This is a genomic window from Pseudomonas sp. NPDC089743 (genome assembly GCF_044748785.1).
Taxonomy (GTDB): domain Bacteria; phylum Pseudomonadota; class Gammaproteobacteria; order Pseudomonadales; family Pseudomonadaceae; genus Aquipseudomonas; species Aquipseudomonas putida_X.
Map to the genome: position 1 here is coordinate 1 of NZ_JBIVGS010000008.1, position 26,754 is coordinate 26,754.

Annotated in this window: 23 protein-coding genes; 2 read left to right on the forward strand and 21 right to left on the reverse strand. The window is 60.5% G+C overall.

Features of this window, described 5'->3' with window-relative positions; translation table 11 throughout:
- Window positions 1–6: 6 nt before the first annotated feature.
- The 19 genes from ACIPZC_RS15560 to ACIPZC_RS15650 form a co-directional block, all read right to left on the reverse strand.
- Window positions 7–135 carry a hypothetical protein gene (locus ACIPZC_RS15560; protein WP_400627890.1) on the reverse strand — a complete coding sequence of 43 codons (129 nt, stop codon included), beginning with the start codon at window positions 133–135 and terminating at the stop codon, window positions 7–9.
- A complete protein-coding gene (locus tag ACIPZC_RS15565) occupies window positions 135–1,256 on the reverse strand; it encodes a hypothetical protein (protein WP_400627892.1) in 1,122 nt (373 codons plus the stop codon). The genes ACIPZC_RS15560 and ACIPZC_RS15565 overlap by 1 nt, the downstream gene beginning before the upstream one ends.
- Before the next feature lie 11 nt (window positions 1,257–1,267).
- Window positions 1,268–1,522: a PAAR domain-containing protein gene (locus ACIPZC_RS15570; RefSeq protein WP_400627894.1), complete on the reverse strand. Its 255-nt coding sequence runs from the start codon at window positions 1,520–1,522 to the stop codon at window positions 1,268–1,270.
- A 35-nt stretch (window positions 1,523–1,557) separates the two neighbouring features.
- Complete coding sequence (gene tssA, locus ACIPZC_RS15575; protein WP_400627896.1) at window positions 1,558–2,649, reverse strand: type VI secretion system protein TssA; 1,092 nt, start codon at window positions 2,647–2,649, stop codon at window positions 1,558–1,560.
- A gap of 98 nt (window positions 2,650–2,747) precedes the next feature.
- Window positions 2,748–3,266 carry an Hcp family type VI secretion system effector gene (locus ACIPZC_RS15580; protein WP_400627898.1) on the reverse strand — a complete coding sequence of 173 codons (519 nt, stop codon included), beginning with the start codon at window positions 3,264–3,266 and terminating at the stop codon, window positions 2,748–2,750.
- 107 nt (window positions 3,267–3,373) lie between these two features.
- Complete coding sequence (gene tssM, locus ACIPZC_RS15585; protein WP_400627900.1) at window positions 3,374–5,866, reverse strand: type VI secretion system membrane subunit TssM; 2,493 nt, start codon at window positions 5,864–5,866, stop codon at window positions 3,374–3,376.
- Window positions 5,866–6,786, reverse strand: coding sequence for a type VI secretion system-associated protein TagF (tagF, locus tag ACIPZC_RS15590; protein ID WP_400627902.1), 921 nt, complete (start codon window positions 6,784–6,786; stop codon window positions 5,866–5,868). Before tagF ends, tssM begins: the two co-directional genes overlap by 1 nt.
- Window positions 6,786–10,697 (reverse strand): type VI secretion protein IcmF/TssM N-terminal domain-containing protein, encoded by a 3,912-nt coding sequence (locus ACIPZC_RS15595; protein WP_400627904.1) that lies wholly within the window; start codon window positions 10,695–10,697, stop codon window positions 6,786–6,788. The genes tagF and ACIPZC_RS15595 overlap by 1 nt, the downstream gene beginning before the upstream one ends.
- Before the next feature lie 21 nt (window positions 10,698–10,718).
- The gene (gene icmH, locus ACIPZC_RS15600; RefSeq protein WP_400627906.1) at window positions 10,719–11,432 is read right to left on the reverse strand and encodes a type IVB secretion system protein IcmH/DotU; all 714 of its coding nucleotides are present in this window, start codon (window positions 11,430–11,432) and stop codon (window positions 10,719–10,721) included.
- Window positions 11,429–12,772, reverse strand: coding sequence for a type VI secretion system baseplate subunit TssK (gene tssK / locus ACIPZC_RS15605; protein WP_400627908.1), 1,344 nt, complete (start codon window positions 12,770–12,772; stop codon window positions 11,429–11,431). The genes icmH and tssK overlap by 4 nt, the downstream gene beginning before the upstream one ends.
- Window positions 12,765–13,490, reverse strand: coding sequence for a type VI secretion system lipoprotein TssJ (gene tssJ / locus ACIPZC_RS15610; protein ID WP_400627910.1), 726 nt, complete (start codon window positions 13,488–13,490; stop codon window positions 12,765–12,767). Before tssJ ends, tssK begins: the two co-directional genes overlap by 8 nt.
- Window positions 13,491–13,573: 83 nt before the next feature.
- Window positions 13,574–16,171 (reverse strand): type VI secretion system ATPase TssH, encoded by a 2,598-nt coding sequence (gene tssH / locus ACIPZC_RS15615; RefSeq protein WP_400627912.1) that lies wholly within the window; start codon window positions 16,169–16,171, stop codon window positions 13,574–13,576.
- Entirely contained in the window at window positions 16,168–17,238 is a 1,071-nt protein-coding gene (tssG, locus tag ACIPZC_RS15620; protein ID WP_400627914.1) for a type VI secretion system baseplate subunit TssG, read from the reverse strand. The genes tssH and tssG overlap by 4 nt, the downstream gene beginning before the upstream one ends.
- A complete protein-coding gene (gene tssF, locus ACIPZC_RS15625; RefSeq protein WP_400627916.1) occupies window positions 17,202–19,034 on the reverse strand; it encodes a type VI secretion system baseplate subunit TssF in 1,833 nt (610 codons plus the stop codon). Before tssF ends, tssG begins: the two co-directional genes overlap by 37 nt.
- On the reverse strand, window positions 19,034–19,516 hold the full coding sequence (gene tssE, locus ACIPZC_RS15630; RefSeq protein WP_400627918.1) for a type VI secretion system baseplate subunit TssE: 483 nt from the start codon (window positions 19,514–19,516) through the stop codon (window positions 19,034–19,036). The genes tssF and tssE overlap by 1 nt, the downstream gene beginning before the upstream one ends.
- A 32-nt stretch (window positions 19,517–19,548) precedes the next feature.
- Window positions 19,549–21,051 carry a type VI secretion system contractile sheath large subunit gene (gene tssC / locus ACIPZC_RS15635; RefSeq protein ID WP_400627920.1) on the reverse strand — a complete coding sequence of 501 codons (1,503 nt, stop codon included), beginning with the start codon at window positions 21,049–21,051 and terminating at the stop codon, window positions 19,549–19,551.
- Between the two features lie 14 nt (window positions 21,052–21,065).
- Window positions 21,066–21,599, reverse strand: coding sequence for a type VI secretion system contractile sheath small subunit (tssB, locus tag ACIPZC_RS15640; protein ID WP_012314370.1), 534 nt, complete (start codon window positions 21,597–21,599; stop codon window positions 21,066–21,068).
- A gap of 61 nt (window positions 21,600–21,660) precedes the next feature.
- Complete coding sequence (locus ACIPZC_RS15645; RefSeq protein ID WP_400627922.1) at window positions 21,661–22,410, reverse strand: hypothetical protein; 750 nt, start codon at window positions 22,408–22,410, stop codon at window positions 21,661–21,663.
- A 742-nt stretch (window positions 22,411–23,152) separates the two neighbouring features.
- Window positions 23,153–23,704 (reverse strand): hypothetical protein, encoded by a 552-nt coding sequence (locus tag ACIPZC_RS15650; protein WP_400627924.1) that lies wholly within the window; start codon window positions 23,702–23,704, stop codon window positions 23,153–23,155.
- 130 nt (window positions 23,705–23,834) lie between these two features.
- Here ACIPZC_RS15650 and tri1 point away from each other — a divergent pair, with 130 nt between their 5' ends.
- Entirely contained in the window at window positions 23,835–24,950 is a 1,116-nt protein-coding gene (tri1, locus tag ACIPZC_RS15655) for an ADP-ribosylarginine hydrolase Tri1 (protein WP_400627926.1), read from the forward strand.
- A 151-nt stretch (window positions 24,951–25,101) separates the two neighbouring features.
- Complete coding sequence (locus tag ACIPZC_RS15660) at window positions 25,102–25,797, forward strand: hypothetical protein (RefSeq protein WP_400627928.1); 696 nt, start codon at window positions 25,102–25,104, stop codon at window positions 25,795–25,797.
- A gap of 216 nt (window positions 25,798–26,013) precedes the next feature.
- On the opposite strand, the gene ACIPZC_RS15665 is transcribed toward ACIPZC_RS15660, so the two are convergent.
- Window positions 26,014–26,283, reverse strand: coding sequence for a DUF3077 domain-containing protein (locus ACIPZC_RS15665; RefSeq protein WP_241807125.1), 270 nt, complete (start codon window positions 26,281–26,283; stop codon window positions 26,014–26,016).
- Window positions 26,284–26,447: 164 nt separating this feature from the next.
- Entirely contained in the window at window positions 26,448–26,690 is a 243-nt protein-coding gene (locus ACIPZC_RS15670) for a hypothetical protein (RefSeq protein WP_349975508.1), read from the reverse strand.
- Between the last annotated feature and the right edge of the window lie 64 nt (window positions 26,691–26,754).

Here is a 26,754-nt window from a genome sequence, read left to right on the forward strand (position 1 = left end):
AATGGGTTATTCCAGGGCCTTGATGGGCGGGTCCTGGTAGTTTTCATCGATGGCGATGCCCATCTTTTTCAGGCGTGCTTCGGTTTGGGCGCGTTGCTGAGCCATGCAGTTGGGTTTGGTGGCGAACCTCATCATCAGGAATGCTCACTCGTTTGCTGGTCGGCAACTGCTACCTGCGATGGGCCAAGCAGCCAACCCTGGGTCTGCGTCGAGGCATGCCGGTCGAGCACCAGCACCGCCCCCTCCAGGCTGTTGGCCGCCTGCAAGGCCAGCGCCAGCCCGCTCATCTCGATGATGCCGTGCCCGTATTCGCCCGCCAGCAGCGCATGCCCGATGACGTGCTGCTGCAGGTCGCAGTCGGGCAGGCAGTTACTCAGGAACTGGTAAAGATGCTCAAGGCGATTGTCGTCGTGGTGGCCGTCGGTGACCACAGCCTTCACTTCGGCGACTGTGAGGCCACACCGCTCACACAATGCCGCGGCCACCTGCTCCAGGCCACCCGTACTTTTGCGTGACTGCGAGGCGCGGGGCTCATGGGTGTGAGCGACGGCAGGGTAGATATGCCAGCGGGGATTGCTATCGACGTTGGCCAGGTCGATTCGTTGCAACGCGAGCACGGCGATGGCCTCACCGGCCATCCGCTCACCCGTCAGGCCGCCAGCCCTGGCGATAGTCGCCCAAGAGTCGAGCCCGATGCACAAGAGGTTGGGGGCCTCCAAGTCATTCTGCAGCGCCCAAGGCAGCCAGGTGGAGAACGTTTGCTCCGGGGCAATGAAGCCATGACCGGGCAGATAGTCGAATGGCCACACCTCGAGCACCGCATCGAGCCACGGATCTGGAGCTATATCGGTGGGGGCGAACAGCACGACCTGAACCTGGTCCCAGTCCAGCTCGGTAGCGAAGTCATGCCACTGTCTGAGCATGGCCTGTAGCAATTGCAGCGCCCTCGGCAACGGCCTGACCTCAGCGCGGTCGGTGCCCGCGCGGATACGCCGCACATTGCGCCGATGGCCAGCCGGGCTGACCAGCCGTGGGTCGTGCTCGAAGTCAGCATCGACCTTGCCCAGCGCCTTGCCTGCCTTGGCCTCAGCCGGGGTCAGGTTGGGTAGCCACAGCCAGGCATCGGCCAGCCCGATGCGCGCGGTGTCGTAGTGCGCAACGGGGCGGGGAGGGGGCGCCAGGCGTTGCTCTTGTTCACGGCGTTCACCGATCACGTCCCATAGCGAGCGATGGCCCTGGGCAAAGGGTTTCAACATGCTGGCAGTCCTTAGAGTATTCCGGTGTCGCTGTTGGTCGCGATCAGGCTCGAGCCGCAGGCGGTCTTGTCGCCATGACGGGCCACGGGCTTACCGTCGACCAACGTGGTGGTGTCGCCACTGACGATTACGCAAGCACCGTGCGGGCACATCACCTTGTCACCCAGCCGGGCGACCGCACGGCCGTAAACCAACGTTGACGTTGAGCCTTGCACGACCATCCCTCCGCGGTCGGTAGGGTCGTTCAAGAGAATGATCGGACGCATGTCGAAACTCCTTTTCTGGCGGCTAGGACCACAAATCAGTCACGAGGTTGCAAGGTGCCGAGCACATCGCGAATGTTATCGACCACGCTGCTGTCCTTGATCACATCGTTGAGCCAGGACTCCAGCGGCATGTTGCCCCATTTGATGGCTCGTTCGACCAGGTAAGGCACCGGGCTGTGGGGCTCGGCTTGCTTGAAGTACTGCGCCACTCCCTGCAGCAGGGTGAAGGCTTCTTCGCGGTTGAGCGGCACAGTACGCAGCGGTGCATCGGCGGCGCGGTGTTCATACGCGACAGCAGTGGGGGCGACGTCATCGACGCGTTGCTCGGGCGCGGGTTCGTTTGTGGCTGGTGCTGCAGCCAGTTCGACGCCGCGCTCCTTGAGCAAGCGTTCGACCAATTGGCGGGCGTGCACCAGCACGTCGTTCAGTGCGAGGAAGCTAGGCGCATCGTGTACGAATACCTTGGTGACGGCAGCCTGAAGCTGCTGGCAGGCGACCAGGCATTCGCTGATCTGCGCATGCCGTTGGTGCAGATGTTCGGTGTCAGTGAGCACCACCGAGCGCTGGAACAGTTCGGCGTTGATCTTGCCTTCTTCCAAGGCTTGGTGCATTGCCGATGGGTTTTGCCGGGCGAGGTTTTCGACCTGCCGCGATTCTTCATATCTGTGCAGGCTGTAGTTCTGCCCCTGGGTGATCGGCAGGGTGCGCACCACCTGGGTCAGCGTGGTCGTAAGCCATGCGATGCGGGCCGCGCGTTCCTCCACACCCTCGTCGAGGGCCGGGTACAGCGTGTCCCAGAAATCTTCCAGCAGGGCTTGAGCCACTGCCAGGGAAAAACGAACGCCAGGGAACTGTTTCCTGTGTGCCAGGCCTTCGCCGAGCCAGGCCACCAGCATCAAGTCCTTGCTCTGCTCGGTGAGGCCAGCCGCGGCTAGTTGAATTACCTGCTCCCAGTCGGCCTGCTTGAGGTCGGTTTGCCAGTCGCCCTGGGTCAGGTAGTCAGCATCGGCACGGCGAGCCTCCTTGATCTGATCGAACAGGCTGGAAAAGCTCAGGTCCTCACCGGCACCGCCATCAATCGGGGCACGCAAGGCAGACAATGAAAGGTCGTCAAGAATGTCGGACATGGACGGCTCTATCGCTAAGGTAAAAGGAAGGTCGCCGTGCCGTGTGGCACGGGACCCTCTATCCAGCTGCCCGTTACAGGCGGCAGCTCAGGTCAGGCTCAGGCGTAGACCTTGTTCAGCGAACGGTCCCAGCCGCCGGTGACCTTGCCACCGCCAGCACCATCGGAGCGCTTCTGCTGGGTGTAGGTGGTCTTGATGCGCGAGAAGTTGAACTTGATCTCTTCCATCGGCAGGTCGCTTTCGGACTTGGCTTCGCCGTCCACCGGCAGGTTGCCGAGGAAGTTGACAGAGGAGATCACAACTTCTTCCAAGGTGATGGTCAGGTAGGTCACCTTGTCACCACCGGCGCGGTTTACGTTCAGCACCACTTCCTTGATGTGCTGGCCTTTGCAGCACGCCTCGAAAGCCTTGGCAGAGGCTTTGTCCACGTACTTGCGAATGGTGAAGTCGCTCAGGTTGACACGCTCGGACGACGCACCGCCCGAAGAGCTGGCAGTCGCCGAAGTGGCTTGGGTAGCGCCGTACTGGTACCCCAGCACTTCGATCCAGTCCTTGTGCTTGTCATCCAGTGCTTCGCCTGGGATGCCGTCAATCTTGAGGTATGCGTCAAATGCCATCTGTAAGTTTCTCCATAGGTGTAAAGGGCTTCCTTGATCCAACGATTGGACCTGCCCTGAGTTTGACCCCTGCGTACATGCCGCAGGGGTCGTGTTGAGACCTGGCATCAATCAAGTGCCCGGACCTCGATCTCGACGCGCCTGTTAGGTTCCAGGCACTGAATCAGTTGGGCGCGCGGCGCTTGCATGTTGCAGCGCACCAATGGTTTGTCGCTGCCTTCGCCCACGGCGTCGACCAGCTCTGCAGGCAGCCCTTTGCCTACCAGGTAGGTCTTGATGGTCTGGGCACGTTGCCGCGAGACCTGCAGGTTGCTCTGGCTGTCGCCAATCTGGTCGGCGTGGCCAGTGATGATGATCTTGCCTACGTTGGGGGTGTTCAGCAGCTTGTTGGCAATGCTGCTGAGCTGGCGTTGGCCCGCGGGCTCAAGGCTCTGGAAGTCGGCGCGGCCGAAGGCGAACAGTGTGTCGGACTCCAGCGTGATGGTTTCGATTGCGCGCAGCGACCGTGACAGCAGGCTGTTGATGTAGTTGCGCGAACTGGAAATCAGGAACGCGTTGTTGAGAATGCGCGGTACGTCCGGCTCGTGGATCTGATCGGCATAAAAGGCTATCTGGCGCCCGGCGAACTGGTAGTCATCGGCCTCGCCCGCGGCTTGCGCGGACTGCCCGTCAGCGTGTGGCACCTGCTTGTAGATGGCCGGGTACCAGTAATCGGGAATGCGTGCCTTGAGCACGGCGGGCTGGGCTTGCTCGCGCTGTGCCTTGGACAACATCAGATAGGTATCCAGGGTGGTCTGGCCGAAGGTCGCCACTGATTGAGCACGGTTGTCCACCGGCAGGGCGCGCGGTTCGACACTGTCGATACCACTCACCGCTTCCAGGCGGGGAGCGTTGCGCTGGTAGATCTTGATGCTGCTCAACAAATACAGAGAGCGGGTCAGGTTGTCGGCAGTTGGCTTGAGCATGACCTTTTCAAGTTGGGCGAAATACGCCTCGCGCAGGAACGGCTCGATGGCGTGGCCGGTGTACAGGCCCATGCGCATGGCCAGCGGCACGCCGTCGACGTGGTGGCGGGCATACAGTTTGGCTGCAGCGTGACGCATTTGGTCCAGTGTGTGCCAGTCGGTATATTGCTGGCTGGCTGCCGCATCCTGTTGTTGGGCTACGCTCAGGTTGGCTGCCAGCGACTGGAGGGCTGCCTTGTTGTTGCTGTACGACCAGCCCCAGGCCAGACACAGCAGCAACCCGGCAAGCCCGGCGACACCCACCCAGGTCGCCTTGCGACGGGTTTCGTGGTGGTTGCTGGTGTACAGCGCCACCAAGTGCTGATCGGGGATGATCACTTTGCGGAACAGGCTGGCGATGAACAGCGGCGCGGGTTGGCTGTTGGCGGCAGCGGCGTTGTCGGGTGCAGCCAGGGCAAAGCGTTCACGCACCTGGCGGGCGTACGCCCCCTCGGCTGGATCAGCGGCGTCCAAAGCACTGGTGAAGTAGAACCCGCGCAGCAGTTCGGCGCTCTGATAAGGGTTGGCGCGTAGCAGGTCGGCCACGAAGGTGTTGAGCAAGGGCTTGAGTGCTGCGAGCTCCAGCGGTAGTCGGTACGCAGCCGGGTCTTGACGGGTCAGTTGGATGTCCTGCTGCAGCATCTGCTGGTCGGCCAACGCCTGCCAGTGTTCGACCAGGTCGTCCAGGCCAGTGCTAAAGCGCGTGCCCCAGTCGGATTTTTCGAAACCTTCGTGGGCGAAGGTCTTGCCCATGACTTCGTCGCGCGCTGACGAGTCGAGCTGACGGTAGAAATGGGTGAAACCGGGCAGCAGGTCGCACTTGGTGAAAACCAAGTAGATCGGCAAGCGCAATTGCAGCAGTTCGTGCGCCTCCTGGATGCGTTCACGCAGGCGTTTGGCCAAGCGCTCGCGGCCTTCGGCGGTGGCGTGCAGGATGTCTTCGATGCTGACTGCGACTATCAGGCCGTTGAGGGGCCGGCGCTGGCGGTGCTGACGCAACAGGCCGAGGAAGGCGCGCCATTTGCCGGCCTCTTCCTGGTTATCCATGTAGCGCCCGGCGGTGTCGAGCAGGACCGCTTCGGAGCTGAAGAACCAATCACAGTTGCGCGTACCGCCCAGGCCGGAAACCCTTGCGCCTTCGCGGTCGGCGTAAGGGAACGTGAGGCCGGACTGGTAAAGCATGGTGCTCTTGCCCGAGGCCGGCTGACCGATGACCAAGTACCAGGGCAGGGCGTACAGGGCGTCCTTGTTGGCCCCGGATTTACCCGTGCCTTGTAAGCGCTCGATGCTTTGCAGCAGACGCTCACGTAGCAGGCTTATTTCTTCGCGGTCCTGCGGGTTGGCGTTGAGCACGGCCTGGTCGGCGTCATCGCGCAGCAGCGCTTCCAGGTCGTGGTGGTTGGACACGCCACGGTACATCAGCAATACATACGCGGCGGACAGAAGCACGAACAACCCGATACCTGCGAGCAAGCTATAGAGCGAGGCAAAGCCCAGCGCCACGCCGACGGCCCAGACCAGGAAAATGGCCAGGAAGAACACCACACCGAGTACATACGGTTGGTATTTGAAGAAGTAATACTTGAGCCTGTTCATCAATACTGTTCGTCCCGAGCACTGGCAAAGCGCTCTATGAAATCGTTCAGGGCGAGGTCATCGGCAGGTAGCGCCAATGCGCCGCCTGCCGCTGGCTGTGGCAAAGGGTCCAGCAGGTTGTAGCGCTCAGTGCTGTCGGCAACGCCAGTCAGCACGCGGTAGACCTCATCACTGCCGCGCGACACGAAGCACAGCAGCCCAGGTCGCATGAAGTCGTCCACCAGCACGCTGACGTCGGGCATGCCCCCCGTACCGCGCAGGCGGGATAGCAACGTGCACCAGAGGTCAGCCATCGGCCGTTTGAGGCCGCTCTGCGCTGGCAGTGGCAGGCTGATCGCTGCGAGTTGCTGTTGCTGCAGGGCGGCGCGCAGACGGTAAAGGCTGGCCATGCCGGATTGGGTGTCGAACTCCGGGTAACTGTGGCGCAGCGGCCGGGCGACGTCGCGCAGGTTGAAATCGTGCAGAAATTTTTCGTGCACACGGCGGTAAAGGTCGAGGTCTTGCACGGTCCAGCCGCGCATCGCCTTGATCCGGGCGAACAGTTCGGTCATGTCGGTGCCTTGTGCTGCCTGCATCAGCAACGGTTTGATCTGCCCGGCAAACAGCTCGCAGAGAATATGCGGGCTGACGAACAGTTCGTCGTGCTCCACCCGGATGCTTTGGAACACCATGAACGGGTACCGCCGGCCACTGGTGTCGCGCGAGCTGATGAAGCCGCCAAGCAGCCAGTGGCCGTTGCGGCTGCGGTAACAGAAGAAACACACCGGCAACGTGTCAAAGCGCTCACGCCAGTCGGCCTGAGACTGCATACGGCCCAGGCCGCTCTGCAGCCACAGGTCGAACTCGCACACCTCTGGCAGGGCGCCGTTGAGGCTGACGAAGTCGGCGCTGGCCGGGACTTTGCCGAAGCAACCGATCATCAGTTCACCCGCGCGCTGTCGTTGAGCACGCTCAGTGCTTTGACCTGAGCCAGGTCGGTCATCTTCACCCCGCCGTAGTTGCGAACGACCAGGCTCACCGGACCGGCCACCGATTGCCAGGTAAAGCGCTGCTGAATGGTGTCCAGGTCGGTGACACGGGCGCTATCGTTCATCTTCAGCAGGCCCCAGCGGCCGGGGTAGTCGAACACCGTGACGCGCTGGCCTTCGAGGGTCACCACGTCCAGGCGTGCCCCCGGTGCGTTGTTGCTGCCAGGCCAGGCGAAGCGGTTCCAGCTTGTGCGGCCGTTGCGGTAGTGCTGCTCCTGGCCGTCGAGAGTGAAAATGATGTCGGTGTAGCGTGCTGACGGTTCCAGCATGATCTCGAACCCGTTCTCGCGGTCTGACAGGCTGGCGATGACCTGGCCAACCGAGCTGGCCTTGTCGATGCTGTCGACCATCTTCGTGTTGACCAATGGGCTGCTGCTATTACCGGTACCCATGCCCAGGCCTTCACCGCCGGCCAAGTTGCCGATTTCGTTACGTTTGAAGGCGGGCAGCAAGCCGCTTTCGGGGTCGACGAAGCGCTGCAGGTCTTTGACCGAGGCTTCGTTATTGCTGTTGGCGACGATTGGATAACGGTGCGCCATGACCTGCTGCCATGGGCGGGCGATATCCTGCGCCCAGGCTTTGGCGATCTGCTGTCCGGCCGGGTCCCGCAGAGTTTCCCAGGTGTACTGCAGGGGCGAATTGAACAGGCGCAGCAGCGAATCGGACAAACTACCGGCACTTGTATCGACGCTGGTTTCGACGTAGTTGCGTACCAGGGTTATCTCCGAAGGCTGGCCTTCGAGGGTTTCGCTGATCAACAGTTTGCTGTTCTTGCCGACGTCCTGGGAGCGCTGGATATTGCTCAGGCGTACCTTCAGTTTGCGCAGCGCGGCCAGATAGCGATCCATCACGGTGCTGTCGGCGCCTTCAGCGTTCTGCGTGGCAAACAGCCGCGATACCGGCTCGAAACGTTTGGCCAGGCTGGCATCGTCAACGCGAGGCAATTTGGCGACGATAGCAGCCCCCTGTGCGCCCTGGCCGGCGAAAACGCCCTTGATGCTGCTCCAGAAACTGTCTTCGACGGGACTGGTCGGCGAGGTGGACGCTTGTTTGGGCAGGTCCCAGTCGGTGTTGTGGTTCACAGCCGCGAGCAGGCTCTTGACCGGCGAGTTTTGTACGTCACTCAAGACCGTAAGGCGTTCGCTGGCGTTAGCCATGTCGGTGAAATGACGCACACCAACGCCCTGCAGCAGGGTGAACCAGGCTTCGGCGTAGTCAGATTTGTAACGGGCCAGCAGCTCACGCATGAAGTTGGCTTTTTGCACCAGGCCGTTGCCGCCTTCGCCATCGAGCACCCAGTCGCTTTCGTTGCGCAACTCGCCCGACAGCAGCTTGATCAACTCGGGCTGGACGAATTCTTCCCAACCCTGGCGGGTGTAGAAGGCAGGGACAGATTCGGCGGAGAACAACTGGTTGCGGCTGTTGGCCGGGACCATATCGGCAAGCGTCAATGCTGGGTATTGACGGCCAGACTCCAGTTGCAGGCGCAGGTATTCACGGTCGACCAGGGAGCTGGCGATCATGAACGAGCGCAGGCTCTGCCGTGCATCGGTGACCAACTGCTCATTGCGGCGCAGTGCCGGAGCGCTGCCTTGCTCAAGGTAACGTACATAGGTTGCGCTGTTGGCGGCGATCAGCTCCGGGCTGATGTCTAGCCCTTGCGCCTGCGCTGCCTGTGCCCAGGCGCGGGGCAACTCGGTGGCGACGAAGTCGGCATCCGGGTGCGCCTGCGGGTGGGTCAGGATCAGGTACAGTTTGAGTGCGCTGTAGGCCTCGATTACCGAGGCTATCTGCTGCTCGCTAAGGCGTCCAAGGCTGTCCTCGGACAGCGAAAGCCCCGCAGTGAGTGCAGTGTCCTCAGAGGAGTCGGCGCTCGATATCGAGCGCGCCTTGTCCTGCAGTGCATCGAGCGCGCGTCGGCGGCCTTCCTGGCCGGCCTGGGTGGCTGTCGAATGGAGTTGGCCGAGGGTCGGGCTACCAGTGCCTGCAAGACCGGTCACCAACGGCGCACTGGCGGGGGTCTTGAACACTTTAACGGACTTGGCAGGTGCAGCATTGACGGCGGTTGCCTTGGCTGTGGGACGTTTGCCGGGTGCGGCCAGCGGGGTGCGGTCCACGGTCTCGGCAAACTGGTTGAGGGCGCGCAGTTGCACCTGCAGTTGCTTGCCGATCGGTTCAAGTGCCTGGGTACGCAATTGCTGCAGGTAAGCCTGGCGTAGCGGGCTGAGCAGATCATTACCACTGTAAAGCCCTGCGCCCAGGGCCAAGGGGACACCGTCGCTGTCGTAACCTTCGAATTCGCCGAGGTAGCGGCGCAACTGTTCCATCGCCTGGCCCGAAGCCAGCCGCTCGGCCTGGTCGGGTGCCTGTTCCAGTTCGCTGAGTTCGCCAGCGATGCTGGCAAACACTTGGCGGTTGTTGTGGAACGACACACCTTCCCACGCCAGCAGGGCGACCCCCGCAAGTGCAGCCGCTCCGGCGAGCGCCGGTGTGAGGGCGCGGGTGCGCCCTTGGCGCGAATAATAGAGGCTCAGGTTGCGGTCAGGGAACACGACATTGCGGAACGTACCAGTGATGAAGTAGCTCTTGTCGCCAACCTTTTGTGCGGGCGTGCCGGCAGCCGGGCGAGCGCTCGCTTGCAGCGCGTAGTGCGCGCCCAGTGCATCTTCATACACCGGCGGCAGTTGCTCATCGGTTTGCAGTGCACTGGTGAAATACACACCGCGCACGATCGGGGGGGTACGGCCATCGGCGTTGCGTTCGAACTGCTCTAGGAAGCCACCAAGCACCGTGGACAGCTCGGCAAAGTAGTTCGGGAACTGCAGCAGCTCGACGTTGGCCGTGTTGCCAGCGCCGATCAGTTGAGCGTCTACATGCTCGCGCACACTGGCCAGCAACTGGTTGAAGCGTTCTTCGGCCACTGCCCGCAAGCCCTTGCTGCGCAAGTCGGCCAGCGGGAAGGTCATGCCCAGGGGGTGCTGACGCTGGTTATTGTCCAGGCCTTCGAATGCCTGATTGAACCCCGGCAGCAGGTCGGTCTTGCTGAGCATCAGGTACAGCGGCGGGTTGACGCCCAAGCACTCGCTGTACTCGTCAATGCGGTTGACCAGGCGTGCGGCGATGGCTTCGCGCTCGGCAACGGTCGCGCAGATGATCTCTGGCAGGCTGACCACCAGCACCAAGCCGTTGACGGCAGGTTTGCTGCGTTGCTTGCGCAGCAGCCTGAGGAATGACGCGAACTCGCTGGCCGAGGCATCGTCACGCAGGTAGCGGCCGGCGGTATCGATCAGCACCGCCTCCGGGCTGAAGTACCAGTCGCAGTGTTGGGTACCGCTGTCGAAACCACTGGCCTGTGCACCGGCGATCGATGCGGACAGCCCGGAGCGGGTCAGCAGCGAGGTCTTGCCGGAAGCCGACATCCCGATTACCAGGTACCAGGGCAGGTCGGACAGTGCCGATGCACCCCCACCGCCCGCCGAGCGTGCCGAGCGCAGCATGGCGATGGCGTGCTTGAGGCGCTCGCGCAGCACATGTTGATCGCGGAATTCACCTTCGCTGCCCAGCGAGCGGTCAACTTCCAGTTGCACCAGGTTCTCGATGTTCTGCTCTGCACGGATGCGGCGGTATTGGCGCAACACGACCAGCAGCAGGCACACGGCGCTGAACAGCGTCATCGCCACATAGATTTGCTCGCGCGACACCTGCCAGCGCGGCAGTGCGAACCAGCAGGCCAACAAGCCAATGGCCCAGACCAGCGCCAAGGCAAACCAGAAATTTTTCAAACAGCGCAGTAGTGCTTTCATGTCTTCCTGACCGTACCCGAATTAAACGCCGAACAGCCGTCGGACCTGTTCCGCCAAAGCGGCGACTTCCTTGCCCAGCAACCAGTCCAGGGTCAGGTAGACCGCCCCGCAGACCAGTGCGATGAGCACCAGGTAAAGCCACAACGGCACTTCGTAACGCAGCATCTGCGACACCTGGTCGGGCAGTGCCCATTGCGGGGCGAGTGCCTTGCGGGGTGCCCGGTGGCGGGCGATGTCCTGGCCTAGGGTGTTGGCGATGTAACGCAACTGGTCCTTCTGCTCGAGGCTGTATTTGCCTTCGAAACCTAGCGCCAGGCACAGGTGGTAAACCTCGAGCACGTCCAGGTTGCGTTTGACGTCGGTGCGCAGGCTGTCGAGCTTGTCGAAGAAGCCCTGGCCAGCCAGGTGTACGCCGAAGTACTGGAATTGCAGCGGATTGATTTCGATCTGGTTGCGGATTTCGCTAGGGCCTGCGTTCAGCACGCTTTCGTCGAGGAAGGCGCACAATGCGTACTGGGCATCCTTGACCTGTTCGACGCTATAGTTGGCACGGCGTGCATCACGCTCCAGCGCAGGGAAGAACTCGTCAACACTGGCTCGAAGGCGCTTAACATCGACAACCTTGTTGCCCCGGCGGATCATCAGGGCCATGGTCAGGAAGTCCTTTACCAGGTCCTTCAGGGTCGAGGGCTGTTCAGTGGCGGCCACGCCGCCTGGCATTACGGCAACAGTCATTTGAGCACCGCCATCAGTTCGAGCTTGAGATTCTTGAAAGCACTGGGGACGTAGAAGGCGATGGCATTGGCGCTCATCATGCGTTCATACACACGTCCATGGGGTTCGATTGCGAAGTACTGGTTGTCCAGGCGTACCGGAATGGCGTTCGGTGTGCGTACGCAGTGGTTGAGCGTGGCACCGGGCATGGCCGTGTTGACCACCACTTCGATGTCTTCCGGTGAGCCAACCTTGAAGGCTCGGGGCACCAGTTCGAGTACTTGGGCGCCAGGCATGTCGGCGTGGACCGAGAAGTAGAAATCGGCGTCCACCAGGCGTGGATCGTTCAGGCGGCCGACGTAATACGAGGGGCGAGTCTGGTCCAGCGCAATCGGGATGTACTGGTTTGGCACCACGCTGTTGAGCAGTTCGCGCACCAGCCGGTCGAGCTTCATCAGCGAGGCGGCCGGGTCTTGGTGGTCGTAGGCCGGGATGTCGTCCAGCCGGGCGTTCAGCGAGAAGGTCAGCAAGCTGCCGGCCAACTCCGCGAGGAAGCGGTACAGTTGTTCCGGGTGCAGCTGCGGATGCTGCAGCAGGTGCGCAAGACCGGGGTAAGCGCGGTTGACGGTGTATAGCAGCCAGAACAGGCTGACATCGCTGGAGCCGAACTCGGCAATGTGATCAGCGCGTTCGCGTCGCCGGCCGGACAAGGTCTCGCTTTTGCTGTGCAGCAAAGCCAGCAGGCGCTGGGCGATAGTCAGCAAGGTTTCGTGGGCGCCCAGGTGCAATGCCGGGTGGACAAACTGGCTGTCGATGCTGAAGGCGTTGAGGTTGTTACGCTGCAGGTGAAGCAACGGGCAATAGCTGTAGCCGTCAAGCGCATCGCCATCGACCAGCAGCACCACGTTCAGGCGCAGGCTAGTGATTTCGTTTTCCAGATCACCTTCGTTGAGGTCGGGCAGCGTATCGAACGCTTTGCGGTAACGGCGGGCACCGGTTCGCTCGGCTCCGTCCTCAAGGTAATTGGCACTGTAGGGCTCTGCCAGTTTGAGGGCGGCGTACACCTTGAGGCCAGAGCCCTGCATCACCTCCTTGAGGTCGCGGGCGGCCGGCAACGGGTCGTGCTGCGGCGCATCGAATACGGAACCATCAGGGAACACCAGGTGCAGGCGTTTGAGCTGCAGTACACCGCTGCTCAAGGCCTGTTCGTCGACTTCCAGTACCTGAACACCCCAGTGGAACGGCGACGAGCGTAGGGTCGCCTGGGCCAGCTGATGTTGGTGGAACTCGTCCTGGTACTGGAAGTGCTGGGGCAGGAGGAACATCCCCTCCGACCACATCACACGGCTTTTCTTACTCATGGATACCTTCCAGTGAAGAGTCGAATAGGTTGTTCACTGATTTTTTGATGGATTTGTCAGCTGCCTCTTCGGCAGCCTGTTGGGCAGAGTCCAGCGCTTTGGCCTGCAGTTGCTGGGCAACAGACGGTTGTGCTTGCTGGGGCTGAGCGGGTTGCAACGTGGCGATTTCCTGCTGGGAGGGCATCTGCAGCACGTCCTGGCCGCGCTCGGCGATAATCTCGTTGCGGTCCAGCAGAATTCGACCACCGCTGGAAGAGAACAGGATGCCGTCTTTGCGGAAGGCGTCAGCGTTGAAGGCCATCTTCCAGCGCCCTCCGCTTTCATCGCGGAAGAACGCGGCCACTGCGACGTAGCGGGCCTGCTTGGTCAGTGGCCAGCGCTGGATGTCGCCGATGCCTGGCAACACAACCAGCTCGCGGGTATCGAGCAGGGTGTTGCCCAGTGCTTGCTCCGGGTTGGCCAGTAGCGTATCGGCGTCACTGCTGATGAAGCGTTCCAGGCTAGTGAGCTGATAGATACGGGTGACCACCGACAGCGGCGTGCCTGCTACGTCTGGGTTCAGCTGGTTGCCGCCATCAACGGTCAGGGTCACCTGCTCGTCGCTGCTGAACAGCATGTCGCCTGCCCACGTGTCGTCCACTCGCTTGCCGACCCGGTCTGTGACCCCACACGCGCTGAGCGCCGACGCCACGATCAATACACCCAGTAACCTGCCCATTGCACTGCTCCTGAAATCTCGGTCTGGCAGCTCCCGAACGGTGCGGGCTGCTGCTGATGGTCCTTGCGTCACGACTGCATCTCTTACGCCAGGCTGTAGGCGAAGCCACCGGCTTCATCCAGGTCGATGCGCAGGTTGCTGATCGGTTGATCCTCTGCCATGCGCGTGAGTACACGGTCGGCCAGCTCTGGCATGAGGCTGCCCGACAGAATGTTGTCGATGTTGCGCGCGCCGCTGTCGACCTCGGTGCAGCGTGCGGCGATTGCCGGTACCAGGGCCGGGCTGAAGTGCAATTGCGCTTGATGATTGCGTTCGAAGCGCTGGCGGATGCGCTCAAGCTTCAGACCTACAATGCGTTCGAGGATGGCGTCCTGTACCGGGTAGTAGGGGACGATGCTCAGACGGCCCAAGAACGCCGGTTTGAATACGGTATTGAGTTGCTCTCGCAGGTCCTCGACCAGTTGTGCCGGCGCCGGGGGCTGTTCGGCACCCAGGCAAGTACGCATGATGTGGTCAGTACCGACGTTGGAGGTGAGGATGATCACGGTATTGCGGAAATTGATCTCACGCCCTTCGCCATCGTCCAGGACACCCTTGTCGAACACCTGGAAGAACAGTTCGAGCACGTCCGGGTGGGCTTTTTCCACTTCGTCGAGCAGCACCACACTGTAGGGCTTGCGTCTCACCGCCTCGGTCAGCACGCCGCCTTCGCCGTAGCCGACGTAACCGGGGGGCGAGCCTTTGAGGCTGGAGACGGTGTGGGCCTCCTGGTATTCGGACATGTTGATGGTGATGACATTGCGCTCACCGCCATACAGCGTGTCGGCCAGCGCCAGGGCTGTCTCGGTCTTGCCCACGCCGCTTGGCCCGAGCAGCAGGAATACACCGATGGGTTTATTCGGATCTTCCATGCGCGCCCGAGAAATTTTGATGCGTTTGCCGATCTCGTGCAGGGCATGATCCTGCCCGAGCACGCGCTCCGCCATCAGCTGAGGCAGGCGTTGCACAGTGTCGATTTCGTCGCGCAACATCTTGCCCAAGGGAATACCGGTCCAGCCCGAGATGACCTCGCCAATGGTCGCGCCATCTACCAGTGCATGGACCAATGGCTCTTCACCTTGCACATCAGTCAGCTGGTTGCGCAATTCGGCCAGCTCGACGCGATTGTCGGTATCGCTGGCCTCGCTGAGGGTATGGATCTGGCCTACCAATTCCAGCTCACGCTGCCATTGCAGGTTCAGGCGCTGCTGGCGCTGAGTGGCTTCTTCGATCTGTTGGCGCAACTGTTCGAGTCGGCGCTGATGGTCACTGCCTTTGCCCTGTTCCTGCTCCAGCAGGTTGATTTCAGCCTGCAGATGCTCGACCAGGCGCAGGCAGTCTTCCAGGCGCCCTGGTTGCGAACTTTGGCCCAGGGCCACCCTGGCACAAGCGGTGTCGAGCACACTGACGGCCTTGTCGGGCAGTTGCCTGCCGGTGATGTAGCGGCTGGACAGGCGCACGGCCTGAACCAAGGCGTCGTCCATCACCGCCACGCGGTGATGCTCCTGCATCTTGTTCAGTAGGCCGCGGAGCATATAGATGGCCTGGTCCTCTTCTGGCTCCTCCACCTTGACCACCTGGAAGCGGCGGGCGAGTGCGGCGTCCTTCTCAAAGTACTTCTTGTATTCGGCCCAGGTAGTGGCTGCGATGGTGCGCAACTCGCCGCGCGCGAGCGCGGGCTTGAGCAGGTTGGCAGCGTCGTTTTGCCCGGCTTGGCCGCCGGAGCCGATGAGCGTATGAGCTTCGTCGATGAACAGGATGATCGGGTGGAGACTGCGTTTGGTCTCCTCGATCACCGATTTCAGGCGGTTTTCGAACTCGCCCTTGATGCCGGCGCCGGCCTGCAGCAGGCCGAGGTCAAGGGTACGAATGGCGACGTCCTTGAGCGGTGTCGGCACATCGCCCAGGGCAATGCGCAGGGCCAGGCCCTCAACCACTGCAGTTTTGCCGACGCCAGCTTCGCCAGTGAGGATTGGGTTGTTCTGACGGCGACGGGTGAGAATGTCGACCATCTGGCGTACCTCGGCCTCGCGACCCAGCACCGGATCAATCCGGCCTTCGCGGGCGCTGCGGGTCAGGTCTACGGTGTACTGATCCAGTGCTGGTGTCTTGCCGGGCGAGCGCACAGTTGGTTGAGCACTGGCGTCAGTGGGCAGAGCCGCGGTGATCTGAGCTTCGCCACTGGCGCTGATCAGGTCTGCCAGGTTGGCACGCAGGTCGTCCACATTGATCTTTTCCAGCTCGACCGCGTTGCCCAGCAACAGGCGGCGCAGCTCGGGGTCGTTGAGCAATGCCAGCAACAGATAGGCACTGCGGATCTGTTGGGTGCCGTACTCAATTGAGGCAAGGACCCAGGCGCGCTCGATCAGCTGAGTGATGTGAGGCGACAGGGCAGGGGTGCGGGTGTTGCCGGTCTTGAACCCTTCAAGCGCCTGAGCCAGCTGAGACTGCAGGCGCTCGATCACCACGTCGTAGTGGCGCAGCACGGGGCGCAGGTCGTTGTCGTCGGCTTCGAGCAGTTGCAGCAATACATGTTCGATGTCTACTTCGTAGTGACGCTCTGCCAGACACAGCGCGGCCGCGCTCTCGGTGGCACTGCGGCAGGTATCGTTGAGCTTGGCAAACAAGGACTTAAGGTTCACAGCGAGACCCCATCAAAAGGAATACTAAAAATGCCACAGCGAGCAGGCTTGGCCTGGCTGCCGGGCCGCTTCAGCCAGCCCAGCCAACCCAGCGCAACACCGCCTTCGCGGCCCAAGCGGGCAACGGGAACAGCCTCGGGCTTGAGTTGTGGTGCCAGTTCGAAATCGAGGGCGGGACCGAGGTAAAAACGCACCAGCTCGACCAGCTTGCGGTGGTTGTCGGTGCCGGGCAGGAACCGTTGATAATCGGCAAGCTCCAGCGGGCCTATTTCGATACGCACACACGACTGGTAGTCCCATACGCGATTACCGGCGACCGTGCTCTGCCCCAGCTGGGTGTTCTGCCGACCCAGCCGCGTGCATTGCTCTGGTTCCAGCTTCAACCAGCGCCCGGCGAACTGGCGCAGCGTGAAATTCAAGCCGAAGTAGAAGCACAGCATCGCCTGCAGGTTTTGCGCGTTGCGCGGTCGCTGGGTGAACAGGCCTGCGAAGTGGCTGAACAGTTCGTAGCGCAGCCCTGGGGCTGCTTTGTCGAACTTGCGCTTTTGCGCTTGCTCGCCAAACCCCACCAGGTTGAGCAGGTAACGCTCGAAGTCGGAGGTGCCTTTGCGTTCGTGCTCGATGTGAAACCTGTACTTTTGCCAGGCCTGGTAGAACAGCGCGACCATCCGGTGGGAGAACAGGTCCATGAAAGCATGCGCGGCATCGTCGCGGTGCTGAATGTGACGGTTCAGCAGCATCTCGGTGTAAGGCCGTGGCAGGACCCCGGACGGCCCGACCAGGCCCATGAAGGTAACCTGCACTTCGGACAGCGGTTGATCGTTGGCATTGGTGCGTTCGGCCCGCTCGAACTTCAACTCGCTGACTTCACTGACCGGAAAGTTCAGCGACAGCTGCGAGCGAAACCGCAGCGGGTCGTCATGCGGTCGCGTTTCTGGATCAATCCGACCCGCCCTGCTGTAGTGCAGGCGCAGTAACCGTACCAGTTGGAAAAACTCGAACCGGTACGGCTCCGCGCGTGCCTGGTCGATCAGACCAGGGGTTGATCGCCGGTTCTGGCTGGCCATTGTACGATTCTCTTTTCCCGCTGGCGGGTACGAAGGGTAAGTTGGGTAAAGCTGTTGACGGTGCAGTACAGGCCGAAAAAATGGTCCAGGATCTTGCCGAACAAGAAGACGCCACTGCCTATGTACTGGCTTTCGTCGAGCTCCAGGGTAATTCCGACACCGCGTACGAAGTTCGGCCGCGGGTGGCCGATGCGGGCGACTACCGGTTCGCTCTTGATCGAGAGAATGCCAGCGATCTGCTTGCGTACGGCCAGCCCGCGCCGGTAGTTGTAGAGGCTGAGCATTTCCTGCAGGACCTCTTTGCCTTGGGACACCAGCGACAAGTGGTTCAATGACAGGTGGGAAACCAGCCGCCAGATCAGGCCATCGCCCAGCGGCACCCGGGCAGTGGCCGTGGGCTTGCGCAGCATGCGGATGCTGTCGACCACGCCGTCCTGATCCAGGCTGAAATCGCTCTGGCTACCGCCATAGCTGAGTAGTTGGGGCAGGTCTCGGTTGCTGCAGGTCAGGGCGATACTCAAGGTATCGCTGCTGGTATCGATCAGATCCAGTTCGCGGTCGACCACACGGATCATCATGTCGGTGCCCGGCTGGCTGCCGCGACGCGATGGCTGTCGACGTCCTATCCAATAGCAGGCTTCAGGCCCCAGCTCGCCGCGGGGCTCGAAGAAAGGATTGCATTCGCTGACTCTGTCGGTGCCAGCGAGTTTACGCACGCGCTGTACGCGATCGATTGACACCACTTCGGCATTGCCTTGCAGGCGTACGTCCGGTGTGACGGGATATTCGTGCTGCGCGTGCGTGAGCTTGATCGGCTCGGCCTGTTGCTTGAACAGGTTGATGATCGGCGTGCAGCCGAGTTTGAAGTTGTTGCGCCCGATGTTCTGCGCCAGACGCACCAGGCGCTCGCCAAGTTCGTAGTGGGCGAAGTAGAAATTGATCTCGATCGTTTGCAGGTCACGGCCCGCAAGGCAACGCTGTAGCCCACCCAAGTCGAAAAACATGAACTTATCGGGGAAGGTGAAATAGTCGTGCAGCAAGCGGTAGCCGGTGAACGAACGGGGAGAATAGTCCACCAGGCCATCGGCAGCCTCGAAACCTACTGCTTGCAACGCGTCAGCAGGCAGGCCGATTTCGCGGCGCTGGCCGTTTTCTGTAAAGCTCAAGGTGGCTTTCGCCAGGTTGTTGAACAGAAGCTCGTACAGTTGCAGCATCAACGTGCTTTCGCCGTCGAGAAAGAACCGCAGCGAATGAATGTCCAACTGGCCGAAGTGCAGGTCGGTAGTAGCTGCCAGGCCAATTTTCAGGTGCGCTACCAGGTCGGCGCTGTGGCCGTTGAACACTGAGCGCTCGAGCTCGGCAAACGAGGCGTCCTGCACGACGATAGGCCACAGTTGCACGGGATAGCAGGTGCGGAACCGGCATGCGACGCCATCTACGCTGCGTGAGGTGATCTCGGTATGGCGGGCGATGTCATAGCGCGTCGTCAGCGCTGCCCGGTTGCCAGCAGAGAATTCGGCGATCGACAGCGCCGGCGTCGGGCGTAAGTAGTGCGGGTACAGGACTTCGAGAAAAGCCTCGACGATTTCCGGAAACTCGTCATCGAGTTTTTTATGGATACGTGCAGACAGGAAGGAAAACGCTTCGATCAGGCGTTCGGTGTGGGGATCTTCGCAGTTGTCCCCCTCGATCAGCAGGCGCGAAGCGATTTTTGGATACTCGCGCGCAAATTCCTGCCCAAGAAAGCGCAGGTGCGAGAGTTCCTTTTCGTAATAGGGCAGCAGGTCGTCTAGCATCAGTTGAGGTTCTGCACTTTGTATTCTTGGGTATTGACCTGCAATACCGCGTCGAAGGACACCTGGCGTGTGGCGTCCTGCAGTTGCAGCACGGCATCGACTCTGAAAGTCAGCATGCGGTGGCCTACCTGCTGGTTCATCAATTGCACGCGTACAGCGCGAAAACGTTTGTCACCCACGCTGATGGCACGCTCCAGCTGGGCCTGGATCAACCGCCGATCCTCCGGGTTGAGCACGCCTTTGCTGGTGAAGTCCGGCATGCCGTACTCAAGGATGGTTCCCGCCAGTTGAGGGTGGCTGCCGAGCCGGTCGGCAACCAGGCACTGGCGGGTATTGACCAGCACCTCAAGGTCGCGGATCAGGCTGGCTTTGTAGTCGGCCAGAGAGCACAGGCGCTTTGAGACCGCCTCGCTTGAGTGATGAGGAACATCATCAAGCAAGCGATCCAGCAGTGTTGGCACCAACTGATAGTGACGGCTCATGGGTGTACTACGCCTTCCTGGCCTGGGATCGATCAGCTACGAGTAGACTGCGGAAGTTCGGCGACCAATCGCAGAGACGCGGTCAATTCATCGAGCTGGTAGTGCGGGCGCAGGAATGCCACGGCCTTGTAAGCCCCGGGCTTGCCTGGCACTTCAACCACCTCGACGCTGGCATCGCGCAGCGGGAATTTGGCCTTGGCCTCCTGGCTTGCGGTGTCGTCGAGTAGTACATAGTCCGCCAGCCATTCGTTGAGGAAGGACTCGACATCCTTGCGCGAAGCGAAGCTGCCGATCTTGTCGCGCATGATGGCTTTCATGTAGTGAGCAATGCGCGAAGTGGCAAAGATGTATTGCAGTTGCGCCGACAGGCGTGCGTTGGCATTGGCGATGTCGGTGTTGTATTGCTTCTGCTTCTGCGTCGACTGAGTGCCGAAGAAAGCGGCGTAATCGGTGCCTTTGCAATGGACGAGGGGAATGAAGCCAAGGTCCGACAGCTCTTTCTCACGGCGGTCGGTAATGGCGATTTCCGTTGGGCACTTGAGGGCTACTTCACCGTCATCGGTCTTGAAGGTGTGGGTAGGCAGGCCTTCAACCAAACCGCCGCCTTCCACGCCGCGAATGGCGACGCACCAGCCGTAGCGGGAAAATGCATCGGTCACGCGAGTGCCCAATGCGTAAGCAGCGTTCATCCAGAGGTACTTGTTGTGGTCGCGGCCGTCGACGCTCTCTATGAAGTTAAACTCATCGACGGGAACGGTGTCCGGGCCGTACGGAAGGCGCCCAAGCACGTGGGGCAGCGTGAGGCCGACGTAACGCGAGTCCTCCGACGAGCGGAAGGACTTCCATTTGGCATATTCGACTGTGTCGAAAATCTTTGCCAGGTCGCGCGGCCCGGACATGTCTGTGAATGAGTCCCAGCCGAACAGCTCCGGTGATGCAGCGGAGATGAAGGGGGCGTGCGCTGCGGCGGCGACATGAGAAATTTCTTCGAGTAGATACATGTCTTCCGGGCTGCGGGTGAACTCATAGTCACCCACCAGCATGCCGAACGGCGCGCCACCGAAAGTACCGTATTCTTCTTCGTAGATTTTCTTGAACAGCGCGCTCTGATCAAACTCGGAGGCCGCTTTCAGATCCCGGACCAGATCTTTCTTTGAAGCGTTGAGCAGTTGGATCTTCAGCGTGGTACTGGTTTCGGTTTGGTCGACCTGGTACTTCAGGCCCCGCCACGAAGCTTCCAGCTGTTGGAACTCACGGGCGTGCATGATCTCGTTCATCTGCTCCGTAAGCATTGCATCGATTTCGGCGATGCGTGCATCGAGCACCGCGATCAGGTCCTTGCTAGGCGTCAGCTCACCTTCCAACACCTGGCCGACCAGCTCACCGATCAAGTCTCGGGTACGGCTACGCTCGGTGTCGGAGCGGGCAACGCGGCTTTCCGAGATGATGCTGTCGAGCAGCGAGGCCTGCGGGGCGAAGGTTTCCACCTCGACCAGGTCAGTGTCCTGTTGTGGCAATGTTTGCTTGTCGGTCATCGTCTGGCTCCTGCTTACTCTTTGCCATCGGCGGCGGGGACGGCGGCTTCGCGACCGAATTCCTTGCCCAGGGTTTTCAGCTTCTCGGTGTTCTGCAGCACGTCCATCAGCAGCTCTTCGAGCTTGTCGTTGCCGCCCATCTTGTTGCGCAGGTCGGCCAGCTTGTTACGCACTTCCAAGAGCTTGCGCAGCGGCTCGACTTGCTTCACGACGTTCTGCGGCTCGAAGTCTTCCATGCTGTTGAAGTTCAGCTCCACGCCCAGCTGGGTGCCGTTCTTGGCCAGGGTGTTGTCGACGCGGTAGGTCAGGCGCGGCTTGATGCCTTTGAGCACGCCGTTGAAGTTGTCGCGGTCGATGAAGACGAACTTGCGGTCCTTGAGCTTGGGCAAGGGCTCCAGCGGGTTGCCGGAAAAATCACCCAGCACGCCAACGACAAAGGGCAGCTCCTTTTTCTCGATCGCATCACCGATGTCCACGTCGTAAGTGATGTGAACCCGCGGCGCGCGAACGCGGTCGAGTTTGTGCTGGGTACTTTCCTTCTTCGCCATCGTGTTCTCCAGTGCGAGCAATTCGCTGCGAATCATGGCGCGGCCCGGCGGGGCCTGCGCGTTACAGTCCTTCGATCGTCAGCAGCAGGCGCTGACGGATTTCGTCGTTCATTTCCAGAATGTTGTCGCGGCCCACCAGCTCTTCGAAACTGGTGTTGCCGGCAATTTGCGTGCTGCTACGGATGACCGAATCGTCGGGAAGTTCCGAACGCACCGGCGAGCTGATGACGCAGAAAGGCAGGTCGCCCATGCCTTTGAGGCGTTCGAAGCTCAAGCCAAAGCGCAAGCCTTCGAACAGGCGGCCAAGGCCAGGCGACTTGCTCAGGCAGTAGAACAGCACCAGGTAATGCACCACGAAGCGGTACAGCTCGGCGCTGCTGCGGTTGGGGTCGTTGATGACATTGCGAAAGCGCGCCAGCTCGAAGCCCTGAAAACCCACGACCCAGCGCACAGGGCTGGTGACGCGGATGACCTGCCCGCTGGGGGCCAGGACCTTGTCGTATTCCAGGGGGAACAATTCGGGGGTGGTGCTGATGAGGTTAAGCGGCACTTCCAGTTCGCTGACCAGCTGGAAAGGCGTGGCCGAACCGATGCGTTCGTACAGTTCGATAAGCGACTGGAAGTGGCCTTGGGTTTCGCGCCCGCTGCTGCGTTGCGCACCCTGCAGGTATTCGCCGAACAGCGTTTGCGGACGGATCAGCGGCGCCACGGTAGCGAGGTAATCGGCCGCCTGCGCCTTGAGCGCATCGGAGATTGCCCGCGTCTGGCTACGCAGCTTGATCAGTGCTTCGACATCAAACGTCTGTGTCATCGGTACATCGTCCATGAGCCTTTTGAATCGTCCTGATACGCCGCTGGCGTGGACTGGAAACTCGGTACTGGCACATGAATATCGTGTTGCCAGTAATGCCGTGTATGGCACCCCGCGTTGGAAGAAGTTCCTGCTGGGGCCGCGATTTTTTCCCTGTTTGTGACGCAGCGCAATGATGTCGCATTGATATCTGGTAGCCGTTTTGAGTGCGTAGAATCTGGGCTTGGGCCCGTGGGGAAGGGGTTTTAGGCAGAGGAAAACGGCTGAAAAATCTTCTGGAAAATAATTTTAAAAAGGTGATGTAAGTCGCATTTTGGGTTGGCCCAGTAGGTGCTGTGAGGGCTTTAGGACGCCGCTTTCAATGATGGCAATGCGACGGAATACGCCGCACGTGGCGGCCGGTGAAGAGGTTTTTTATGATCCAGGAGCCGGCATATGTGATCTGCTTGTTCGACAGGATGACTGGCACGGGCTGGGCCCGTGATCGCCGGCAAGCCGGGTCCCACTGGAGGGAGGTGTGGGCTTTGGATATTTGACTCAGACCGCTATTGGCACGCTGGTCGCAACCGCTTGTGCGTCATCAGCTCCGACGATTGTGACACCGCTTGCTTGGCTCTTTTCCAGCATTGATGAGATTTGTGCAAGGGCAGTCCACCCATGTGGGCCGGCTTGCCGGCGATCAACGGCTGAGCCGGTGACATCCCCGCTCGACCGTGCCGTTCGGCGGCAGGTTGGGGCGTAGCTATCTACCGTCCACCTGGACGCAAATAGTCTTGTTACCCACAACTTTGCACGGCCAGTGGTCGTTGATGTAGGAATCGGGCGTAAAGCATATGCGCTCATCGTTCACCCAGAACATCTGCCATCCGGAGCCTGAAATACGTAGCTTTGGGCAAGACCAGTAGCCCTTCGCAGAGAGTGTGGCCGTGGTCGCGATGATCATGGCCGGGGCAGCCCAGCACATTATGGCGACCATCAACTGCAACGACCGGATTTCGAAGGTGTGAAGCCTGGATTTTGTGGGCGGGTCGAATTTCTGACCGGTCCATGCCGCGAAGGCGCAGACAACGAGCAGGTAGGGCGTTCCTGGAATCGCCGCGAGTACGAAAAAACTCATGAGCGGCGTTTCCACAACGGGTGCATTTCTGTAGAGGCGGCCATACAGCGGCAGCAGTTCGGCCCACAGCACGTAGAACGCAAGTGCGCACACCGCTAGCATGCACAGGGCAACGCCGATGGCCACGCAGCGAAAAAGCAGCGGGGACCTGACATGGAGTTCGGGATGAGATTTCATGATGACGTCAGCGTTCCTTGCTGTGCTTGATCGTTGATTATGCCAGAGCCTGTCTGGCGCTGTTGTCAGTGGCTGGCCAGGTCAGCAATATGGGCCCATGGATGAGAGTAAGCCTTTGCAAGGAGCCAGCATGATCGACCTGAGAAGCCCAGACGCAGTCCTGAGCGAATACGCCCAGCGCTATATCGACTTGGGCCCCGACATATCCCCCCAGTTACAGCAGCGTATGGAGTACATGTACGATCCAGGCGCGCCCATATTGCCACGTATCAAGCCAACCTGGCTTAGCGACAGGCCTTGCACGCTCTTACCCGAGCAAGCACTCGACCGCGCACAGGGCGCACTGCTAGGCCTGGCAATCGGTGATGCGGTGGGAACCACACTGGAGTTTCAGCGCCGCGGTCAGGGGCAGGTTACAGACATGGTCGGTGGTGGCCCATTCCGCCTCGCGCCCGGCGAGTGGACCGACGATACCAGCATGGCGCTGTGCCTGGCCGACACCTACGCGGCCAAGGGTGGCTTCGATTTTGCCACTTTTGCAGATGCACTGGTGCGCTGGTACCGCCAGGGCGAGAACAGCGTCAACGGGCGCTGTTTCGACATCGGCAATGTCACTCGGCGCGCGCTCGAAGGGTGGGAAGCTGAGGGGCTTGCTTGGCAAGGGAATACCGAGTCCTCGTCTGCTGGCAATGGTTCGTTGATCAGGCTTGCGCCCACTGCCATTTTTCGTCGCCACTCGCTCTCGGCGACCTGGCGAGAATGTGCCACACAGAGCCTAGTCACACATAGCGCGCCCGAAGTACTGGAGTGTTGCAGCCTGTTCGGCGCGCAGTTGTATCTGGCGCTCAATGGCGCCGACAAACACGAGGCGCTGGCAGCCAAAGTGCGCCCGCTCAAATCTCGGCCGCAGATCATCAATGCTGGCGAATACAAGCTCAAATCACGAGAGCAGATTCGCTCTTCTGGCTATGTGGTCGACACCCTCGAAGCAGCGCTCTGGGCGGTTTGGCACACTGACAATTTCAAGGATGCGATTCTGCTCGCGGCCAACCTTGCCGACGATGCCGACAGCGTGGCCGCCACGGCGGCGCAGTTGGCGGGTGCATTGTACGGAGTATCGGGAATGCCGCCCGAGTGGGTAGCCAAGGTTGCCTGGTCGCAGCGTATTGGCCACCTGGCAAGACGCTTGTTCGAGCATTCGCCGGCAACTGACGAACTCGATGAACTGGTGTATGCCGACAACTGATGCTCAAGCCTTCCTCTGGTGAACGGCTCGCGGCACGGGATCTTGCGCCACCTCATTGAGGTACGAATCACTCCCAGGTCTGCTGCTTACTACAAGGGGCTTCGGGCTGGGGGCGAATAGGGTGATTTATTAGCAGGTAACAAATAGGCTTATGTTTACCACCGATAGATTTTTTGCAAAGATTTGGTCGGCCTGGATGCTGGTCGTAATAGTCACCGTACTGATGATCGGGCTAAACCCAACGTTTTTCGCTATACCGGTATTTATTGGGGTGGTCGCAATGACGCTGTGGTGTATCCATTGTGCTTATCGGACTGAGTACTTCGTAAGCTTCGCGAAATTGCGCATGTTCTTCAATATGTCGTGTGCGCCAATGTTCGCGTCGTTGCTGATATCGGGTATAACGTTCAAGAAAATGAAGTTAAGTACGTCAACGTCGTTGATGTTAGGGCTCGCGCCCGTCGTGTTGGTGCTGTTGGCCTACGCTGTGGCTTATTACTGCCGCAGCAAAAACGACATCCTCCATTACAGAGGGGACCGCGTTGAATCCATAGAGCCGCCTCAGAAAGTTAGTTGGTGGCAGGCGGGTTTGGCCGCGGGTTTGAGCAGCCTAATGTACCCACTGATGAAAAGTCATGACGTGCCAGCCACCGGGTTAATCTATTGCTTGATGCTCCTCTCCGTGTATATGGTTTTTTATAATCGCGACAAGATCAGTGCGCTCAGAGACCTGAAGACGCTTGAGTCGAAGGAAAACCGACATTACATTTTCATGGACATTGAGGCTATTCAGAGCATGCGGGCTGCCTCGTGGCTCGGTAGGCTATTTGCCGTGCGTGCGCGCTAATTTCCACTGTTGCGGGGGAGTTACTTACTGACCGATGTGCTTTAGTTAGCACCTCCATAATTGGTTCCGCCATCGTTGGGGATTGGCGTTCGCAGGAATGCAGGCGTCACTATCCGGCTCGCTTGAGCGATGAAGTGACTGGCAAACTCATCATGTACACACAGAGCTGGCCCATCAAACTCTGCCACACGAAAGGCCAGCCTGAAGATTGGCTACCTAACGACGCATCCCCAGCTCAGCATCATCCAGAAGCGCCTTGGCCAGCGCGCTCAGGTAGTAGGACGCCCAGATCAGTTGCGGATTTTCATCCATCACCCCGGTGATGGTCAGATCGCGCACGCAACCCATCAGCTCCGAGGCTTGCTCCCTGGCATCCTGGCAGGGGATACCTGGGGCGATGCAGAACAGCGGGCGGGTTTGGCCCTCTGCCTGGTAGAACATGGTTTTGCCGGGTGTGGTGTATTCGTTTGTGCCGTCTTTTGGCATTGGTTAGCTCCCTGAAAATGCGGGTGCCTGGGCTGGCCCTTTCGCCGGCAAGCCGGGCCCACACGGGTTCACCACGCGCCTAAGGGTCGTCTACAACCTCAGGGGCGGCGCCGTGCGAGTGGTTAGCCTTCGAAAGCGCCAGAACAGGCCTGACATGATGCGGCTTAGTGCAGCGTTCTCGGCTCTGTCGGCATTTGCACTTGCACCAAGGCCACCTCAAGCAGCTTGCGCAAGGTTTCGAGCTCGTGCATGGAGGTCATGATCAACAATGAGCAGGGCGATTTGGGGTGCATCATCATCGCCTGCTGGGCGACGGCCTCGGCACAGAGTGCGTAGTCCGCAGCCATCATGAGTGTGTCTTCCAGGGTGTGGGGAGTGTGGGGTGGGTCGGGGACTATCTTCAGCATAAAACCCTCTCAGTGCCTGCAGGGCTGCCGCAAATCCGCTGTCAAACGGAAAGGGTGGCAGCTG

Excerpts from the sequence above, each read along its gene's own strand:
- ACIPZC_RS15560 (WP_400627890.1), bottom strand. The coding sequence starts at position 135 with ATGATGAGGTTCGCCACCAAACCCAACTGCATGGCTCAGCAACGCGCC.
- ACIPZC_RS15565 (WP_400627892.1), bottom strand. The coding sequence starts at position 1,256 with ATGTTGAAACCCTTTGCCCAGGGCCATCGCTCGCTATGGGACGTGATC.
- ACIPZC_RS15570 (WP_400627894.1), bottom strand. The coding sequence starts at position 1,522 with ATGCGTCCGATCATTCTCTTGAACGACCCTACCGACCGCGGAGGGATG.
- tssA (WP_400627896.1), bottom strand. The coding sequence starts at position 2,649 with ATGTCCGACATTCTTGACGACCTTTCATTGTCTGCCTTGCGTGCCCCG.
- ACIPZC_RS15580 (WP_400627898.1), bottom strand. The coding sequence starts at position 3,266 with ATGGCATTTGACGCATACCTCAAGATTGACGGCATCCCAGGCGAAGCA.
- tssM (WP_400627900.1), bottom strand. The coding sequence starts at position 5,866 with ATGAACAGGCTCAAGTATTACTTCTTCAAATACCAACCGTATGTACTC.
- tagF (WP_400627902.1), bottom strand. The coding sequence starts at position 6,786 with ATGATCGGTTGCTTCGGCAAAGTCCCGGCCAGCGCCGACTTCGTCAGC.
- ACIPZC_RS15595 (WP_400627904.1), bottom strand. The coding sequence starts at position 10,697 with ATGAAAGCACTACTGCGCTGTTTGAAAAATTTCTGGTTTGCCTTGGCG.
- icmH (WP_400627906.1), bottom strand. The coding sequence starts at position 11,432 with ATGACTGTTGCCGTAATGCCAGGCGGCGTGGCCGCCACTGAACAGCCC.
- tssK (WP_400627908.1), bottom strand. The coding sequence starts at position 12,772 with ATGAGTAAGAAAAGCCGTGTGATGTGGTCGGAGGGGATGTTCCTCCTG.
- tssJ (WP_400627910.1), bottom strand. The coding sequence starts at position 13,490 with ATGGGCAGGTTACTGGGTGTATTGATCGTGGCGTCGGCGCTCAGCGCG.
- tssG (WP_400627914.1), bottom strand. The coding sequence starts at position 17,238 with ATGGCCAGCCAGAACCGGCGATCAACCCCTGGTCTGATCGACCAGGCA.
- tssF (WP_400627916.1), bottom strand. The coding sequence starts at position 19,034 with ATGCTAGACGACCTGCTGCCCTATTACGAAAAGGAACTCTCGCACCTG.
- tssE (WP_400627918.1), bottom strand. The coding sequence starts at position 19,516 with ATGAGCCGTCACTATCAGTTGGTGCCAACACTGCTGGATCGCTTGCTT.
- tssC (WP_400627920.1), bottom strand. The coding sequence starts at position 21,051 with ATGACCGACAAGCAAACATTGCCACAACAGGACACTGACCTGGTCGAG.
- tssB (WP_012314370.1), bottom strand. The coding sequence starts at position 21,599 with ATGGCGAAGAAGGAAAGTACCCAGCACAAACTCGACCGCGTTCGCGCG.
- ACIPZC_RS15645 (WP_400627922.1), bottom strand. The coding sequence starts at position 22,410 with ATGACACAGACGTTTGATGTCGAAGCACTGATCAAGCTGCGTAGCCAG.
- ACIPZC_RS15650 (WP_400627924.1), bottom strand. The coding sequence starts at position 23,704 with ATGAAATCTCATCCCGAACTCCATGTCAGGTCCCCGCTGCTTTTTCGC.
- tri1 (WP_400627926.1), top strand. The coding sequence starts at position 23,835 with ATGATCGACCTGAGAAGCCCAGACGCAGTCCTGAGCGAATACGCCCAG.
- ACIPZC_RS15660 (WP_400627928.1), top strand. The coding sequence starts at position 25,102 with ATGTTTACCACCGATAGATTTTTTGCAAAGATTTGGTCGGCCTGGATG.
- ACIPZC_RS15665 (WP_241807125.1), bottom strand. The coding sequence starts at position 26,283 with ATGCCAAAAGACGGCACAAACGAATACACCACACCCGGCAAAACCATG.
- ACIPZC_RS15670 (WP_349975508.1), bottom strand. The coding sequence starts at position 26,690 with ATGCTGAAGATAGTCCCCGACCCACCCCACACTCCCCACACCCTGGAA.